The sequence below is a fragment of the Myceligenerans salitolerans genome (assembly GCF_017349295.1).
Lineage (GTDB): Bacteria > Actinomycetota > Actinomycetes > Actinomycetales > Cellulomonadaceae > Myceligenerans > Myceligenerans salitolerans.
In genome coordinates, this window is sequence record NZ_JAFMPK010000047.1 from 547,299 (window position 1) to 563,542 (window position 16,244).

Below are 16,244 nucleotides of genomic sequence, written 5' to 3' on the forward strand. Positions count from 1 at the left end.
ATGTCAGCCTGGCTCCATGAACGACGACGACCCCACCGCCCCGGGCCCCGGCCGCACCATGTCGCGGATGCTGTGCGACCAGCTGGACTGGCACTGGCGGCACCATCTGCGCCCACGGTTCCGTGGACTGCCCGGCCACCACGAGCCGCTCACCGACGCCGAGTACCTCTGGGAGCCGGTTCCCGACACCTGGAGCGTCCGTCCGCGCGGCACCTCCACCGCGCCGGTCCAGGCCGGGTCCGGGGACTTCACCATCGACTTCGCGTTCCCCGAGCCCACGCCGGCGCCGCTGACGACCATCGCGTGGCGGCTCGGGCACGTGATCGTCGGCTGCCTCGCCGTCCGGAACGCCGCCCACTTCGGCGCGCCCGCGGCGTCGTACGAGTCCTGGGAGTACGCCGGGGACGCCGCCAGTGCGCTCGACCAGCTCGACGAACAGATCGCCGTCTGGCTCGCCGGGGTCCGGGGGCTCGACGACGATGGGCTGGCACGCCCCGTCGGCCCGGCCGAGCCGTTCCCCGACGCGCCCATGACCGAACTCGTCCTGCACATCAACCGTGAGCTGATCCACCACCTGTCCGAGGTCTGCCTGCTGCGCGACCTCCACCGGCACACCCACTCGCCGTCGCACCCGGGCCCGCTCCTCGGCTCGGACGCCGGCCCCGCCGTCCCCGACCCGACCACCCCCGCGACCACGACCACGGAAGGAGTGCAGCGATGAGCCGCACCGTCCAGATCACCTTCGACGCCCACGACCCGAAAGCCCTGTCGACGTTCTGGCGGGACGTGCTCGGCTACGTCCACCCGTTCCCGCCCGGCGTCGAGCCGGAGCCCGGGGCGGACCCGCTCGCCGCGTGGGACGACTTCCTGGAACGCACCGGCGTCCCCGTGGAGCAGCGCAACAGCGCCTCCGCCCTCGAGGACCCCGACGGGAAGGGGCCGCGCCTGTACTTCCAGCAGGTCCCCGAGGACAAGGTCGCCAAGAACCGCGTCCACCTCGACGTGCGCACGGCGTCGGACCTCCGCGGCGACGAACGCATGGCCGCGCTGGAGAAGGAGTGCGACCGCCTGGTCGACCTGGGCGCGACCCGCCTGAAGCGCTTCGAGCCGGACGCACCGATGAGTATCGGGTTCATCGTGATGCAGGATCCGGAGGGCAACGAGTTCTGTCTCGACTGAGTCCTGCGGGACGGATGCGACCGGGCGCCCGGAGCCGGCCGCCGTCGGCCGGCCGCAGGTGCCGTCCCACACGGCAGGGAAGCTTCCGCCCTGTGTTCAAGGAGCCTCGCCGCGCGACGTCGTCGTCAGGAGTTCGCAGCCGTCCTCCGTGACGAGCACGGTGTCGCACACCACGTGGTCGCCGACCTGTTGCTTGATCACCCAGGACTGGATGTAGAAGGTCATGCCCGGCCGAAGGACCGTCGTGTTGCCAGGGCGGAGACCGAGCACGGCGTTCCCTCCCACCCAGGAGGGAGGGAAGCCGATGCCGATGAGGTAGCCGCAGTGGTGGCGGTCGTTGGGCGCGCCGAGGTCCGCGTCGACGGTGTCCCGCCATGCCCGGTAGATGTCCTCGGCAGTGCGTCCCGGCCGGATCGCCGCGCGGATGGCGGCGTGTCCGACGAGGGCGATCTCGGCGGCCGCCGGGCTGCGGGGAGGTCCTGCGACGGCGACGGTGCGGGTCAGCGGTGCGTGGTAGCGGGCGACGGCCGCGGACAGCTCGAGGAACACGGTGTCGGTGTCGCGCAGCCGGCGCGTGGACCAGGCGAGGTGTTCCTGGTCAACCCGGTCCATGGTGCGCACGAGCGGCACGAAGCCCGGATAGTCGCTGCCGGAGCGGATCATCGCGTGCAGACCGGCGGCTGCCACCTCGGCCTCCGGGACACCGGCTCCGACGGCGTCGAGCGCCGCCTGCATGCCCAGGTCGGAGAGCCGTGCCGCCGCCTCGATGCAGGCCAGCTCCCGGTCCGAGTGCACCGCGCGCAGGCCGACCAGCAGGTCCGTGCAGTCGATCCAAGCCTGTGCGGGCACGCTGTCGCGAACCCGGTTCCACACGGCGATCGGGAACGTCATCGAGTGCCCCTGGTACCCGACCGCTTCCTGAGGGCCGCCGGCCTGCTTGATCGTGGAGGAGAGGACCGCCGCCGGGTCGGCGTCGTCGCCGTAACCGTCGAACGCGCAGTCCGGCACCTGGGCTGCCGCCGTGGGCGCCTCCATGGCGCGGGCGACGAGCACCGGCTCACCGTCTGCGGCCACGACGAGCGCGGTGAAGGCGAAGTGGCCCTGGTTGTTGTAGCCGGTCAGGTAGTAGATGTCCTCCGGAGCGGTGACCACGAGCACGGGGAGCTCACGCTCGGCCATGGCGGCCAGGAGATTCCGCCTGCGCTGCCGAAACTCCTCCGGTGGGAATGCCGGTCCGGTGAGGGACACGTCGTCGGACATGTGGGGTGACACCTCCCCTTCGTCGCACCCACCCACCACGCTATGGGACGGACCGCCCACTGGCCCGTCCGCCCTCGCGGCCGGCCGTCGTGCCATCTCTACGGATCACGTCGCCGCGCCGTCGCGAAAAAGCCGTGGCGTTCCCGGGCTCCAGTGCGTACGGTCGGGACCGCCATGAGTATGAACGCGATGATCAGGCTCCGTTCCGCCCGCTAGCGGCGCGGAACGCAGACCACCACCCAGTGCGTGCTCCGCGCCGCCGGCTTCCGCCGGGCGGCGCGCTCTGTGCTGCCCGGATTCCAGGTCCGAACGACTCTTCCGGAGCACGCCATGCCGCGCAACCATCCCTCTCGTCACCCCGCACGCCCGACCGCCGCACGGGACCCACGTCATCCCGGCGGCGCCCACGAACTGGGCCAGAACCTTCTCGTCGACTCCCGCGTCATCGACCGCGTCGTCGGCCTCGTCCGTGACGCCGACCGGCCCCTGGTCGAGTGGGCCGCCGGGCGCGGGGCGTTGACCCTGCCGATGGCACGCCTGGGCCGCCCGGTCGAGGCCGTCGAGATCGACCCGCGCTCGGTCGACCACCTGGTCCGTATCGCGCCGGGAAACGTCACCGTGACGCGGGGCGACATCCTGCGCCACACCCCGCCGTCGGCCAGCCACGACCTCGTGTGCAACGTGCCGTTCCACCTGACGACCCCCGTCCTGCGGCGCGTCGTCACCCTCGGCGGCTGGCGGCGTGCCGTGCTGCTGACGCAGTGGGAGGTCGCGCGCAAACGCGCCGCCGTCGGCGGCACCACCCTGCTGACCGCCCAGTGGTGGCCCTGGTACACGTTCCGGCTGGACCGACGCGTGCCCGCGGCCGCCTTCCGGCCCCGGCCGAGCGTGGACGCGGGGATCCTGGTGATCGACCGCCGTCCGCAGCCCCTCCTCCCCGTGACCGACGCCGACCGCTACCAGCGATTCACCGCGGCCGTCTTCCACGGTCCCGGCCGCGGCGTGCGGGACGTCCTCGCACGGCAAGGTCTGCCCCGGGGCGAGGTCCGACGGTGGGCACGGCAGCATCACGTCGGACCCGGCACGCTACCCCGCGACCTGAGTGCCGGTGCGTGGGCGGAGGCGTTCGCCATCGGCCGCTGAGGACTCCGGATACGGCCGCGCGACATCGTGCGGCCGTACCCTCCGCGACACCACAAGGACGCCCCCACCACGGAAGGTGCAGTGTTCCGGCTTCTCCGACCGTCGGCTAGTTGACATATCTCCTATGCGACTTGTCTACTAGTCTCGTGATCCTCGCGCGCATCATCCTCGGGCTGCTCGACCTCGCCCCCATGTCCGGGTACGACCTCAAGCGCCATTTCGACACGACGATCAACCACTTCTGGTCGGCCGACCGGGCGCAGATCTACCGGACGCTCGCACGGCTCGTCGACGACGGGCTCGCGACCGTGGAGACCGTCGCGGGCGCGAAGGCTCCCGACCGCCACGAGCACCGCATCACGGAGCGGGGCCGCGCGGCGTTGCGGGAGTGGCTCACCTCCGAGCTCGACCGGCAGCCCGAGCGGGACGCGTTCCTCGCGCGGCTGTTCTTCGCGGGGAGCCTGGACGACGCCGAGCTCGCCGGTCTTCTGGCCAGGCACCGGGCGGCGGCGCGGGAACAACTCGACGCGCTCGAGGCGATCCGTGCCTCGACTCCCCCGCCGGCCGACCGGCGCGCCCGGCTCCGGATCACCACTCTCAACTGCGGGCTGGCCCGCGCCCGCGCCGAGCTCGACTGGCTCGACGAGATCACCGAGGAGCTCACGTGACCGACTATCCCGAACTGCATCACGAGCAGGCCGGGTCCGCGCACCCACCGCTGCTCTTCCTGCACGGCGGCACCGTCGCCGGCTGGTCGTGGCAGGAGCAGGTCGACGCCTTCACCGACCGGCAGGTGGTGACGCCCGACCTGCCGGGCTTCGGCCGGCGTGCCCGCGACGACTGGCCCGGACTCCACGGCACCGCCGACGCCGTCGCGGAGCAGCTCGCCGCGCTCGGCGTCGGGGGCCCGGTCGACGTGGTCGGGCTGTCGTTCGGCGGGATCGTCGGACTCCACGTCGCGGCACGGCATCCCGGCCTCGTGCGCACGCTCCTGGTCAGCGGGCCGATGCTGGTGCCCGCCGGGATCGCCCTGCGGACCGCGGGCAGGCTGCAGCTGAGCGCGTGGAACGCACCCTGGTTCTGGAAGGCGCAGGCGGCGGCCATGGGCCTACCGGCTGACGCCCGCGACGTGTTCGTCCGACACGGCCTGACGATCCGCCGCGACACCATGCAGCGGATCACCTCCGAGATCTACCCGCGTGGCGCTCTCCCGGCGGACATCTCGCGCTACACCGGCCCTCTGCTCGGTCTTGCCGGCGAGCGCGAGTCCGCCTACTTCCGCCGCTCGCTCGAGGCGCTGCGGCGGGCCGTCCCCCGGGCCGAGATCCGCCTCGCGCCCGGGATGCACCACATGTGGAGCATCGAGGACACGGGCCTCTTCAACGACGTCACAGCCTCGTGGCTGGCGGGCCGGGTCGACCCGCGCCTGCTGCCGGTCTGACGACGGCGCCCGGCCCAGAACATCACGCCGGACGGATCGAACGGGTCGGAGCCGTCATCGCCGGGCCCGGAAGGCCAGACCGGCCGCCACCGCGAAGGTCACGCCGAGCACCAGGCACCAGACGACGGCGAGCGCCGCCGCACCACCCGGGTCGGCAGCCGGCACGACGTCGCCGGCCAGAAGCCCGCGCACGGTCTCGATCACGGGCGTGACGGGCTGATGCTCGGCGAACCCGCGCATCCAGCTCGGCAGGGTGTCGACGGGCACGAACGCGCTCGACACGTAGGGCAGGAACATCACGACGAACGAGAATCCCCCGGCGGCGTCGGGCGACCGGACCAGGACGCCCACGAGGGCCGCGAGCCAGGTGATCCAGCCGACGAAGAGCAGGATCATGCCGACCACGGCGAGCCATTCCAGGGCCGTCGCGTCGGGCCGGAATCCCATGAGGATCGACACCCCGAACACGATGGCGGTCGTGACCAGGTTCTTCACCAGGCTCGCCGCCACATGTCCCGACAGCACGGTCCATGCGGTGACGGGCATCGAGCGAAGTCGCTCGACCATGCCGCTCGACATGTCGTGCTCCACGGCCAGCGCGGTGTTCGCCGCGCCGAACCCGGCCGCCAGGAGGATCACGCCCGGTGTCACGTAGTTGATGTAGTCGGTCCCCACGTCGAGGGCGCCGCCGAACACGAGCACGAACATCAGCAGGATGACCACGGGCAGCAGCACGGCGGTGATCACGGCGTCCACGTCTCGCGAGACGAGGCGCAGGCCGCGCACCGTCATGGTCGAGACGTCCCTGAACAGGGAGGTCATGCCGCCACCTCCGCCGTCCGGGCCGTACGGGTCTGACCGACGTGCCCGGTCAGGGTCAGGAAGACGTCGTCGAGGGTGGGCGTGCGCATCTCCCAGTGCTCGGGCGTGACCCCCACGGCCTCGACCGTGGAGAGCACGGACCGGACGTGCGCGACCGACCCGTCGGTCGGCACACGCACCCGGGCGCCGTCGACCGTCGCGGCGTCCAGCGCCGGAGCGAGCCGGGCGGCGTCGGACGGGGAGGGGAGCGTGAGCTCCACGCCTGCCTCTCCCACCTGGCTCTTGAGCTGCGCGGGTGTGCCCTCGGCGACCACACGGCCGCCGTCCACGAGCGCGACCCGCCGGGCCAGCCGGTCGGCCTCCTCCAGGTACTGGGTGGTGAGGAAGACGCTGGTACCTTGCTCGACCACGTCGCGGACGACATCCCACAGCGCTTGCCGGGAGCGGGGGTCGAGGCCGGTGGTGGGCTCGTCGAGGAACATGATCCGAGGCCGGGTCAGGAGGCCCGCCGCCAGGTCGAGGCGACGACGCATGCCGCCCGAGTACGTGTCGACGCGTCGGCTCGCGGCGTCGCCGAGGTCGAACGCCGTGAGCAGCTCGGCCACGCGGTCGGGCACCACCCGGCGCGGGAGGTGCGCGAGGTGGCCCATCATCGTGAGGTTCTCGGCACCCGTCTGCCTGGCGTCGACGGCGACCTGCTGCCCCGTGAGGCTGATGATCTCGCGGACCCGGCGCGCGTCGCGCACGACGTCGAGCCCTGCCACCGTCGCGCGTCCCGCGTCGGGCCGCAGCAGCGTGGCCAGGATGCGGACGGTGGTCGTCTTGCCCGCACCGTTGGGGCCGAGCAGCGCGAGGACCGATCCCTCCTCGAGCTCCAGGTCCAGCCCGTCCAGCACGGGCGGGCTGGTGGCCCCTCGTTTCGCGAAGGACTTGCGCAGCCCTTCGGCGGTGACTATCGCGCCCATGGTCTTCCTCTCTCGAACACTTACTGTGTACTCCCTACACGAAACAGTGTGTACCGTAAACAGTATGCGGTCAAGACAGTTTTCGGCCACGGTGCCCGGGCCGGCAAGGCAGGATGGGACCGATGAGCACCGACACGACGCCCGAGCCCACCGGACAGCCGCAGGACCCGGCCGAGCAGCCGTGGGACGGCGCGGTGGCCGGTGAACCGCCGGCCACCCTGCAACGGCTGTGGGGCACCACCGCACCGCGACGCCGCGGCCCCAAGCCGGCGCTGTCCGTCGGACGGATCGTGCGGGCCGCGATGGAGCTGGCCGACGCCGAGGGCCTCGCCGCCGTCTCGATGGCCCGCATCGCGGAGGCGGTCGGGTACACGCCGATGGCCCTGTACCGGTACGTGGCCGGCAAGGAGGAGCTACTGGTCCTGATGGCGGACGCCGTGGCCGCCGACCTGCCCGACCTTCCCGCCGACACCGGCTGGCGCGCGGGCCTGGAGGCCTGGACGCGAGCCCAGATCGACATGGGGCTGGCCCGCCCGTGGTTCCTGGACCTGCCGCTGTCCGCCGCGGTGCCGGGGCCCCACCGCGTACGCTGGCTCGACCAGGCTTTCGGGATCCTGCGCGAGGTCGACCTGCCGGCCGACGAGAAGCTGGCCCTCGTCGGTCTGCTCGCCCAGCACGTCCTGGGCGAGACCCGCGTGCAGGTCGAGTCCCGCCGCGCGGCGGTCGAGCGGGTGCGTCGCGAGGCCGGGCTGCCCGACGGGACGCCCGAGGCCGAGCTCGACCCCGCCGCGATCGACGCGGCCCACCCCTACGCCGGCTTCGAGGCCATGCTCGGCCGGTATGCCTCGCCGGCCACCTACCCGCATCTGTTCGAGGCGTTCGCGGCATGGGACGGGACGACGACGGACGCGCCGCCCGAGGACGACATCGGCTTCGGGATCACGATCGTGCTCGACGGCGTCGAGGCCTACCTCCGGCGCCGCGGCGCCCTGCCCGCCGGCGAGGGGTAGGTCCGCGTCGCCGAGGGCGACCGCGAGCCCGGTCGCCGACGCGGAACCGGTGAGGTTGCCGGTACGTTGGTACCGGCGGTACCCGTGGCGGGTGCCGCCTTTGGCCATCCGATCCCCGAGGTCGCTCGGGTTCGGCGACCTCCCGGAAGGACCATGGACGACAGTCGAAGTACGAGGACCCAGGCACGCGCGCGACTCTTCGGGAGGTGCGCCCGATGACCTGGGTGCTCTCCCTCCTTCTCGGAGTTGTCGTCATCCTCGCGATCACCGCGCTCACCGGCTACTTCGTGGCCCAGGAGTTCGCCTACATGGCGGTGGACCGTTCCCGCCTGGCGGCCCGCGCCGAGGCCGGTGACGCCGCCGCCCGTCGCGCCCTGTCCGTCACGCACCGCACCTCCTTCATGCTCTCGGGCGCCCAGCTCGGCATCACCGTGACCGGTCTCCTGGTCGGATACGTCGCCGAACCCCTGGTCGGCGCCGCGCTGGGTGATGGTCTGGACGACCTCGGGGTACCCACCGCGACGGGGATCGGGATCGGTACGGTCGCGGCACTCGCGCTGTCGACGGTGGTGCAGATGGTGTTCGGCGAGTTGTTCCCGAAGAACCTCGCCATCGCCCGCCCCGAGGGCGTGTCGTTGTGGCTGGCGCGGTCCACCACCGTGTACCTGGCCGCGTTCGGCTGGCTGGTGCGGGTCTTCGACGCCGCGTCCAACGGCCTGCTGCGGCTCCTGCGTATCGAACCGGTGCACGACGTCGAGCACTCGGCGACCGCACGAGACCTGGAGCACATCGTGGCCGACTCGCGCGAGAGCGGCGACCTGCCGCCCGACCTGTCGAACCTGCTGGACCGCATCCTGGACTTCCCGCGCCAGGACGTGGGACACGCCATGGTCCCCCGCTCCCGGGTGGACACCGTGCCACCGGATCTGACGGTCGGCGAGGTCAAGGCGCTGATGGCGCGCAGCCACTCCCGCTTCCCCGTCGTGACGCGGGACGAGGCGGTCGGCGTCGTCCACCTGACCGACCTGCTCTCGGGTGACGCACCGAACGACGCCCTCGTGACGGGCGTCGCACGCCCGCCGCTGGTGCTCCCGACCGCGATGGCGCTGCCCGACGCCCTGCGGGAGCTGTCCACGAGCCGCAACGAGATGGCGTGCGTGATCGACGAGTACGGCGGTTTCGCCGGCGTCCTGACACTGGAGGACCTGGCCGAGGAGCTCGTCGGCGAGATCACCGACGAGCACGACGAACCGGTGGACCAGCCGTTGGTGACCGATTCCGACGGCGTGTGGGTGATGGCCGGCGACGTGCATCTGGACGAGGTGGAGCGCGCCATCGGGTACGACCTGCCCGCCACGGAGCACGAGACCATCGCCGGTCTGGCGGTCGCCACCCACGGGTCGTTGCTGGACGCCGGGGAATCGGTGGACATCGATCTGCCCGACGACCCTGCCGACCTGGCCACCCTGGAACCACCACCGGACCGGGTGCTGCACGTGCGGGTCCTGGAGGTCTCGCGGCACGTGCCCGCCCAGGTCCGGGTCTCCGTGGAGGAACGTCCACGCCGTGCGCGCCGGGGCCACATCCACGAGGAACACCCGGCACCCGAGGAGGCGGCCCGATGAGCGACCCCGTGATGGTGGCCGTTGCCACCGTCCTGATCATCACCGCCAGCGCGTTCTTCGTCGCGATCGAGTTCGCCGTCCTGGCGGCGAAGCGGCATCGTCTCGAGGACGTCGCGGTGTCCAGCCGGTCGGCGCGCGCGGCGCTGCGCTCCTCGAACGAACTCACGGTACTGCTGGCCGGGTCCCAGCTCGGCATCACCATCGCCACCCTGGCCCTGGGCGCCATCACCAAGCCGGCCGTGCACCACTGGATCACACCGCTCCTGGAGACGTGGGGTTCGCCCCGCTGGGTCGCCGACGTCGCCGGGTTCGTCCTGGCACTGATCCTGGTCACGTTCCTGCACCTGGTGGTCGGCGAGATGGCGCCGAAGTCGTGGGCGATCGCCCACCCCGAGACGTCGGCGACCCTCCTGGCACTACCGATGCGCGCGTTCATGTGGCTGACACGTCCCGCGCTGACGGCGCTGAACGAGGCCGCGAACTGGTGCCTGCGCAAGGTCGGCGTGGAGCCCACCGGTCAGGTGGCCTCGGGCCGCAGCCCGGAAGACCTGCGACACCTGGTGGAGCACTCGGCCAACGTGGGCGCGCTGGATGCCGTCTACTCCGACCAGCTCGCCGGCGCCCTGGACCTGCGTCGCCTGACGGTGGCAGACCTCGTCGCCGGCCACGCCCCGCTCGTCGCGGTCCCCGACACCGCCACGGCCGGCGACGTGCGTGCCGCCGCCGACCGGTCCGGCCACCTGCGCATCCTGATCCAGGACGGCGACGGCAACCCGACGCGCGTCGTGCACGTGCGCGACGTGCTGCTCGAACCGGACGACCGGACGGTCACCGACGTGGCACGGCCCGCCTACACGCTGGACCCGGCCACGCCGCTGCACACCGCCCTCGCATCGATGCGTGAGACGCGCAACCACCTCGCCGTCGTGTCGACCGGGGACGGCCACGGCGTGGTCACCCTGGCGGACGTGCTCGCCCGGATCTTCCCGCGCACCGTCGCCGCCACCTGAGGCGTTCGCGCAAGTACGCCTACGGCCGGTGCGCCTGCCCGAGTGCCGCGAACACCGCGCGGTTCAGACGGAAGGCGCGCCGCGCCTCGGCCAGCGCCGCGGCGGCCTCCGCCTCGTCGAGCAGGAGCGCGTCGAGGCGCTCCCGGTAGGCGTCCTTGAAGACCTTGGCCCGGGGGATCTCGGGGAACGCGTAGAAGGCCAGTCCGGCACCGTCGAGACCGTAGTGGCGCTCCATCATGCGCCGGACGATCTGGCCGCCCGACAGATCCCCGAGGTATCTCGTGTACGCGTGCGCCGCGTAGTGCGGCACGCTCGGTGCGGTCTCACGGATCCGTGCGGCGTACTCGCGTGCGGCGGGCAGGATCCGTATCCGGTCGCGCCAGTCCTCGCCGTACAGGAACGCCAGGTCCCGTTCGATCGCCGGGACGCGGGTCAGCTCGTCGAACACGAGCGGTCCCCCGCGCGCGTCGTCGCGCATCGCCGCGCCGACCTCCTCGAGCGCCTGGTAGACCACGAGTTGCTGGGCCGCGAGGTCCGCGTAGGCGGACCGGTCCAGGGCGCCCGACATCAGGTGCTCGACGAACGGCTCGGTCTCGGCGGCCGTGTGGTCGGCCCGGGTGCCTTCACGAAGCAGGGCGGACAGAGCGGGCGCGGGGTCGGCGGGAAGGGCACTCATGAGGTCTCCGATGGTGCGGGGCGCCGCCGGGCGGCGGCACGGGGCCAGCATGATGACAACATGTCATCACGTTGCCGCATCCTAGCAACCATGGTTAGGTAAACCTACCCTTATCCCGGAACGGGTCGGCGAGCGCCCGTGAAACTCCGCGCTCGTGCCGCGGAGCATGTAGCCGGGATGTAGGTCCCGCGTAGCCGCCCCGGGCATCCTCGCTCGTGACAGTCCCCACGAACGAGGAGTCAGCCATGGAACTGACGAGAAGCCGTGCCGGCAAGGCCTTCGTGATGGTCCTGGCGCTGCTCGGCAGCCTGCTGGTCACCACCATCAGCGCACCGGCAGCCCAGGCCGCGACCGCCCGCAACGGCGTCTGCGAGAGCGGTGAGATCTGCTTCTACTACAACAGCAACAACGCCGGGTCCATCTCGGACCACGCCGCCACGGACCTCGGCAACTACGGCACGGATCCCGCCAGCTGCTACGTGTTCCGCACGGCCGGCCGCAACGGCTACAACCAGTGCATCAAGAACAACGTGGCCTCGGTCTGGAACCGCACCGGCAAGACCGTGCGGGTCCACTACAACTCCTACTACGGGGGCAGGTACGACGCCGTGGCCGCCGGCGCGAAGCGGAACCTGTCCGCCGCGCTGAAGAACGAGAACGCCTCGCACGACGTCAAGCCGTTCCGCTCGTCGGCCGGCTGCAAGAACAGCTTCGGCAACCCGCGCACGTGTGCCGGCGCGGTCTCCTGGGCGAAGGGCAAGATCGGCGCGACCGGCTGGGGCGGACTGTGCGACCGGTTCGTGGCGAACGCCTACGGATGGTCCAACAGCGGCTCGCACACGGCCTACATCCACTGGACCCAGATCCCCTCCACCCACAAGCACGGCGGCGACCGGTCCGTCCCGGCCGGCGGCCTGGCCTTCTTCAGCGGGGGCAGCAGCGGCGCCGGGCACGTGATGATCTCCATCGGCGGCGGCGAGTTCGTCTCGAACGACATCGACGGATACAACCGCATCTCCAAGGCGACCATCGCCGAGGTCGAGAGCGAGTGGGGCCAGCGCTACCTCGGCTGGGCACAGCCCTGGTTCAAGGTCAACCACTGAGGTCGACGAGGGCTGCCCGGCGGGCAGCCGCCCGCCGGGCAGCCCTCACGTGACCATGTGCGGGTGCGGCGACGGCGACCGGCCGGCCGGCAGGGTCGCGAGGAGGTCGCGGCATCGGGTCTCCCCGTCCCAGCGGCCGATCGCGTGGAAGATCGCCGCGGCTTCCGTGAGGGCGGCGCGGGCCCGGCCGATGTCGCCGGACTCGCGCAGGACCGGGCCCGACCGCAGCAACGCCATGGCCGTGCAGTGCTCGTCGCGCAGGCCGCGGAACAGGCCGAGCGCCCGTTCGAGGTGCTCCGTCGCCGGGCGCAGCCGCCCACGTGCGTGCTCCAGCAGCCCGAGGTCCCGCAGCGTGACCGCCTCGCGGTGCCGGTCACCGCTGCCCCGGGCCAGCCGAAGCGCGTCGTCGTACCACGGGCGCGCCTGGGCGGGGCGGCCGCGGGCGACCAGCACCCGTCCGACGGAACCGCGCAGCAACGCCTCGCGCGGCGCGTCGCCCGCCTCCACCACCGGGCCCAGCGCGCGCAACAGGCACTCCTCCGCCTCCGCGTACCGACCGCGGAAGCGGTGCACGGTGGCCAGCCCGGCCAGCGCCATCGCCGCGCCGAGGCGGTGCCCCCGCGACTCGTACACCGAGCGGGAGGCACGCAGTCGCGCGGTGGCCTCCTCGAACTCGTTGGCGTAGATCAGGACCTGGCCCAGACCGCGTAGGAGCGCGGCCCGGGCCAGCGGATCCGGGCCGGGCAGGGCCAGCATCAACTCCGCCCCGGTCCGCCAGTCGTCGTGGAGCGCCTTCTGGTCGTACAAGGGCGCGAGGGAGTCGACGAGCCGCGGCCCGCAGACCACGAGCTCCCACGTGCGAGCCAGCCGCACGGCACCGAGCAGTGCATGCCGCTCGGCGGCGAGCCACGCGGGGGCGTCGCGGACCACGGGCTCCGCCGATCGCACGACGGCACCGAGGGCGCCGTCGGCCGGATCGGCGGGCGGACCGCCGAGCGGGTCGAACAGGCTCGGCGGCCGTCCGCTCCGGGTGCGGTCCGCCAGGAGGCCCCAGGCACGCACCACCCGCTCGGCGGCCGCGCGGCAGACCGCCGCACCGCGCCGCAGCGCGCGTTCACGGGCGTGCACGCGGATCAGGTCGTGCATGCGGTAGCGGGCCTGGCCCACGGCGTCGTGGCGCACCAGCTGGACCAGTCCGGCGTCGAGAAGATGGTCCATGACGGGTTCGTGATCGTCCCGGTCCGTCAGGGCGCCGAGCACCCATCCCGGCTGGTCGTCCGGCCCCAGCAGACCGAGCAGGTCGAAGGCCAGGGCCGCCTCGCCCGGCAGCGACCGGGTCGAGAGGTCCACGCTGGCCCGCACGTCGAGGTCGCCGAGGCTCAGTTCGGCCAGGCGACGCGACTCGTCGGTGAGCCGGTCCAGCATCTCCCGCAGCGGCCAGGACGGCCGCCCCAGGAGCTTCCCTCCGGCGATGCGGACGGACAACGGCAGGTAGCCGCACAGCCGCACGATCCCACGGGCCTCGGCGGGCTCCCGCGCCACACGTTCCGGACCGACGATCCTCGCCAGGAGCGCCTCGGCGTCGTCCGGCCGCAGCGCACCGAGCTGGAGATGGCGGGCGCCCGGCAGGTCGGTGAGACCGTTCCGGCTCGTGACGACGACGGCCGAGTCCCCGTTCGGCGGCAGGAGGGCACGCACCTGGCCGGCATGGGCGGCGTCGTCCAGCACCAGCAGAGTCCGCCGATCGGCGACCATCGAGCGGAACAGCGCGGCACGGGCCTCGGCGGACTCGGGCAGGGGATGCCCGAACCTGCCCAGCCCGTGCAGCAGGGTGGCGAGCAGCTCTCCGGGCTCCCTCGGGGACGGCGACGTGCCCCCCAGATCGAGATGGAGCTGGGCGTCCGGGTAGCGGTCGCCGACCAGCCGGGCGAGGCGCAGCACCAGTGTCGACTTCCCGGTCCCCGGCGCCCCGCTCACGACCACGACGGCCGGGGCGTCGGCGCAGTCGTGCTCCCGGACGTAGGACTCGAGGACCGCGAGCTCGCCGGCCCGCCCCGCGAAGTCCGGGACGCCCGGGGGCAGCTGGCGCACCGGGCGCACGGGGACCCGCTGCGGCTCCTCGGCGACCCTCCGCACCCGGGGCAGGGTCCGGTGCAGGATCTGTTCGTAGACGGCACGTGTCTCCTGGCTCGGGTCCGTACCCAGCTCGTCGGCCAGCGTCTGGCGCAGCCGGTCGTACTCCAGCAGCGCCTCGGCCTCACGGCCGCTGCGGTACAGCGCGACCAGGAGCTGACGGCGCAACTGCTCACGGAAGGGGTGCCGGCGAGCCTGGTCCTGCAACTCGTCGACGACCGCTTCGTGCTCGCCGCGCTCGATCCGTGCCTGCAACAGGTGCTCGACGGCGGTCATCCGCAGGTTCTCGAGACGGACGGCCAACGTCTGGGCGGCGGGCCCCGGCGACGACCCGTCGAACGGGTCACCTCGCCACAGGGCCAGGGCGCCGCTCAGCACCTCGCGCGCCTCCGTCAGCCCGCCGGCACGGAACGTCTCCAGGCCCGACCGGACCCCGGCCTCGAACCGCAGGGCGTCCACACCGGCGTCCTGCGCCGACAACAGGTAGCCGGGGCCACGTCGCCGGATGACGTCCGCACCGGAACCGCCGAGCAGGCGGCGCAGCTTGCTGACGTAGCCGTAGACCTGGGTGGTCGCGGAGTCCGGTGCCTCGTGCGACCAGACGTCGTCGATGATCTCGCCCACGGTCGCCGGGTGCGGCGCGTGCGCCACGAGGCTGCCCAGCACCGACCGGGCCTTGCCCGTCACCGGATGCCAGGCCTGACCGTCGCTGATCTCCGGGGATCCGAGGATCCTGACCCGTATCGTGAGCATCGACGCGCCCCCTAGCCCGGGGCCGGCCCCCGGCACGACGTGATGGCGAAAGCACTCGACCCTGGTCCGGGCCGACACACACAGTGGCCACCGCGCAATCCGAAGTCAAGGGGAGTTCTCCCCCGCACCGCCCGTCGGAGCGGTGCGGCCCGGCGCCTGGTCTCAGCCGACCCCGCCGGTCGCGTCGATCGTGCCGGTGACGAGCAGCACGGCGACGACGGCCGCGAGCGCGAAGCGGTAGTAGACGAACGGCGCGAAGGAGTAGCGCTTGACGATCCGGAGGAACGCCACGATCACGAAGTAGCCGACGACGCCCGCCACGACCGTCGCGATGAGCGTCGCGCTCCAGCCCGGAGCACCGTCGGGAATCGGCTCGCCGACGGTCTTCAGCAGCTGGTAGAAGCCCGACCCGAACACGGCGGGAAGTGCCAGCAGGAACGAGTAGTCGGCGGCGGCGCCGCGCTTGAAGCCCATGAAGAGTCCTGCGGCGATGGTGCCACCGGAGCGCGACACCCCCGGGACGAGCGCGAGGGACTGCGCGATCCCGTAGGTGATCGCGCTGCGCGGGGTGAGCGTGTCGAGCTCCCGCTCCTGGCGCGCCGTCCGGTCGGCCCACAGGATGACGGCCCCGAACCCGGCGAGCATGGCCACGGTCAGCCACAGGTTGCGCAGGCTGGTCTCGATGTAGTCCTCGAACAGGAGGCCGAGCACGACGATCGGGATCGAGCCGAGGATGATGTACCAGCCCATCGCGGCGTCCGGGTCCGCGACGCTGATCCCGGGCCGGGCGTGGCGCACGTCGACCGACCCGGCGGCGGGGCCCAGGCCGAGGCGCGATCGCCAGTCCGGGCCGTTCGCCCCCGTCAGGGCGCGGAACCACGCGACGAGGATCTGGCCGATCTTCCTGCGGTAGTAGATGACGACGGCCGTCTCCGTGCCGAGCTGGGTGATCGCGGTGAACGCCGCCCCGGCGTCACCGGCACCGATCAGCTCGCTGGTGATACGCAGGTGCGCGCTCGAGGAGATCGGGAGGAACTCGGTCAGACCCTGGATCAGGCCCAGGAAGATGGCTTGCCACGACGTCACGGGCGGTAACCCTACCCGCTGCCGGGTAGCCTGCGAGC

At 72.4% G+C, this 16,244-nt stretch carries 15 protein-coding genes; 9 read left to right on the forward strand and 6 right to left on the reverse strand.

The window, feature by feature from the left end; translation table 11 throughout:
• Window positions 1-16: 16 nt before the first annotated feature.
• Window positions 17-721 (forward strand): DinB family protein, encoded by a 705-nt coding sequence (locus tag J0911_RS15980; RefSeq protein ID WP_307865121.1) that lies wholly within the window; start codon window positions 17-19, stop codon window positions 719-721.
• On the forward strand, window positions 718-1,179 hold the full coding sequence (locus tag J0911_RS15985) for a VOC family protein (RefSeq protein ID WP_207276457.1): 462 nt from the start codon (window positions 718-720) through the stop codon (window positions 1,177-1,179). Before J0911_RS15980 ends, J0911_RS15985 begins: the two co-directional genes overlap by 4 nt.
• A 96-nt stretch (window positions 1,180-1,275) precedes the next feature.
• Here the strand turns inward: J0911_RS15985 and J0911_RS15990 are convergent, their stop codons facing one another.
• Entirely contained in the window at window positions 1,276-2,439 is a 1,164-nt protein-coding gene (locus tag J0911_RS15990) for a M24 family metallopeptidase (protein ID WP_207276458.1), read from the reverse strand.
• Between the two features lie 330 nt (window positions 2,440-2,769).
• Between J0911_RS15990 and erm the strand changes: the two genes are divergently transcribed.
• From erm to J0911_RS16005, 3 genes are all read left to right on the forward strand, one after another.
• Window positions 2,770-3,582, forward strand: a complete 813-nt coding sequence (erm, locus tag J0911_RS15995; protein ID WP_207276459.1) for a 23S ribosomal RNA methyltransferase Erm — start codon at window positions 2,770-2,772, stop codon at window positions 3,580-3,582.
• A gap of 131 nt (window positions 3,583-3,713) precedes the next feature.
• Window positions 3,714-4,250, forward strand: coding sequence for a PadR family transcriptional regulator (locus tag J0911_RS16000; RefSeq protein WP_242636765.1), 537 nt, complete (start codon window positions 3,714-3,716; stop codon window positions 4,248-4,250).
• Window positions 4,247-5,023 carry an alpha/beta fold hydrolase gene (locus J0911_RS16005; protein WP_207276460.1) on the forward strand — a complete coding sequence of 259 codons (777 nt, stop codon included), beginning with the start codon at window positions 4,247-4,249 and terminating at the stop codon, window positions 5,021-5,023. Before J0911_RS16000 ends, J0911_RS16005 begins: the two co-directional genes overlap by 4 nt.
• A 54-nt stretch (window positions 5,024-5,077) precedes the next feature.
• On the opposite strand, the gene J0911_RS16010 is transcribed toward J0911_RS16005, so the two are convergent.
• Both J0911_RS16010 and J0911_RS16015 read right to left on the reverse strand, forming a co-directional pair.
• Window positions 5,078-5,845: an ABC transporter permease gene (locus J0911_RS16010; protein WP_207276461.1), complete on the reverse strand. Its 768-nt coding sequence runs from the start codon at window positions 5,843-5,845 to the stop codon at window positions 5,078-5,080.
• A complete protein-coding gene (locus J0911_RS16015; RefSeq protein ID WP_207276462.1) occupies window positions 5,842-6,810 on the reverse strand; it encodes an ATP-binding cassette domain-containing protein in 969 nt (322 codons plus the stop codon). Before J0911_RS16015 ends, J0911_RS16010 begins: the two co-directional genes overlap by 4 nt.
• 122 nt (window positions 6,811-6,932) lie before the next feature.
• Here J0911_RS16015 and J0911_RS16020 point away from each other — a divergent pair, with 122 nt between their 5' ends.
• From J0911_RS16020 to J0911_RS16030, 3 genes are all read left to right on the forward strand, one after another.
• Entirely contained in the window at window positions 6,933-7,820 is an 888-nt protein-coding gene (locus J0911_RS16020; RefSeq protein ID WP_207276463.1) for a TetR/AcrR family transcriptional regulator, read from the forward strand.
• A gap of 215 nt (window positions 7,821-8,035) precedes the next feature.
• Entirely contained in the window at window positions 8,036-9,445 is a 1,410-nt protein-coding gene (locus J0911_RS16025) for a hemolysin family protein (protein ID WP_207276464.1), read from the forward strand.
• Entirely contained in the window at window positions 9,442-10,455 is a 1,014-nt protein-coding gene (locus J0911_RS16030; protein ID WP_207276465.1) for a hemolysin family protein, read from the forward strand. The genes J0911_RS16025 and J0911_RS16030 overlap by 4 nt, the downstream gene beginning before the upstream one ends.
• A gap of 19 nt (window positions 10,456-10,474) precedes the next feature.
• Here J0911_RS16030 and J0911_RS16035 read toward each other — a convergent pair whose 3' ends face one another.
• Entirely contained in the window at window positions 10,475-11,131 is a 657-nt protein-coding gene (locus tag J0911_RS16035) for a biliverdin-producing heme oxygenase (RefSeq protein WP_207276466.1), read from the reverse strand.
• Between the two features lie 245 nt (window positions 11,132-11,376).
• Here J0911_RS16035 and J0911_RS16040 point away from each other — a divergent pair, with 245 nt between their 5' ends.
• A complete protein-coding gene (locus tag J0911_RS16040) occupies window positions 11,377-12,234 on the forward strand; it encodes a peptidase inhibitor family I36 protein (protein ID WP_207276467.1) in 858 nt (285 codons plus the stop codon).
• Window positions 12,235-12,279: 45 nt separating this feature from the next.
• Here J0911_RS16040 and J0911_RS16045 read toward each other — a convergent pair whose 3' ends face one another.
• Window positions 12,280-15,120, reverse strand: a complete 2,841-nt coding sequence (locus J0911_RS16045; protein WP_207276468.1) for an AfsR/SARP family transcriptional regulator — start codon at window positions 15,118-15,120, stop codon at window positions 12,280-12,282.
• Between the two features lie 162 nt (window positions 15,121-15,282).
• Window positions 15,283-16,206: an undecaprenyl-diphosphate phosphatase gene (locus J0911_RS16050; RefSeq protein WP_207276469.1), complete on the reverse strand. Its 924-nt coding sequence runs from the start codon at window positions 16,204-16,206 to the stop codon at window positions 15,283-15,285.
• Between the last annotated feature and the right edge of the window lie 38 nt (window positions 16,207-16,244).

What these genes read in the sequence shown, in the direction of transcription:
- J0911_RS16020 (WP_207276463.1), top strand. Translation starts at nt 6,933, where the DNA reads ATGAGCACCGACACGACGCCCGAGCCCACCGGACAGCCGCAGGACCCG.
- J0911_RS16025 (WP_207276464.1), top strand. Translation starts at nt 8,036, where the DNA reads ATGACCTGGGTGCTCTCCCTCCTTCTCGGAGTTGTCGTCATCCTCGCG.
- J0911_RS16030 (WP_207276465.1), top strand. Translation starts at nt 9,442, where the DNA reads ATGAGCGACCCCGTGATGGTGGCCGTTGCCACCGTCCTGATCATCACC.
- J0911_RS16015 (WP_207276462.1), bottom strand. Translation starts at nt 6,810, where the DNA reads ATGGGCGCGATAGTCACCGCCGAAGGGCTGCGCAAGTCCTTCGCGAAA.
- J0911_RS16035 (WP_207276466.1), bottom strand. Translation starts at nt 11,131, where the DNA reads ATGAGTGCCCTTCCCGCCGACCCCGCGCCCGCTCTGTCCGCCCTGCTT.
- J0911_RS15980 (WP_307865121.1), top strand. Translation starts at nt 17, where the DNA reads ATGAACGACGACGACCCCACCGCCCCGGGCCCCGGCCGCACCATGTCG.
- J0911_RS16045 (WP_207276468.1), bottom strand. Translation starts at nt 15,120, where the DNA reads ATGCTCACGATACGGGTCAGGATCCTCGGATCCCCGGAGATCAGCGAC.
- J0911_RS15985 (WP_207276457.1), top strand. Translation starts at nt 718, where the DNA reads ATGAGCCGCACCGTCCAGATCACCTTCGACGCCCACGACCCGAAAGCC.
- J0911_RS15990 (WP_207276458.1), bottom strand. Translation starts at nt 2,439, where the DNA reads ATGTCCGACGACGTGTCCCTCACCGGACCGGCATTCCCACCGGAGGAG.
- J0911_RS16040 (WP_207276467.1), top strand. Translation starts at nt 11,377, where the DNA reads ATGGAACTGACGAGAAGCCGTGCCGGCAAGGCCTTCGTGATGGTCCTG.
- J0911_RS16010 (WP_207276461.1), bottom strand. Translation starts at nt 5,845, where the DNA reads ATGACCTCCCTGTTCAGGGACGTCTCGACCATGACGGTGCGCGGCCTG.
- erm (WP_207276459.1), top strand. Translation starts at nt 2,770, where the DNA reads ATGCCGCGCAACCATCCCTCTCGTCACCCCGCACGCCCGACCGCCGCA.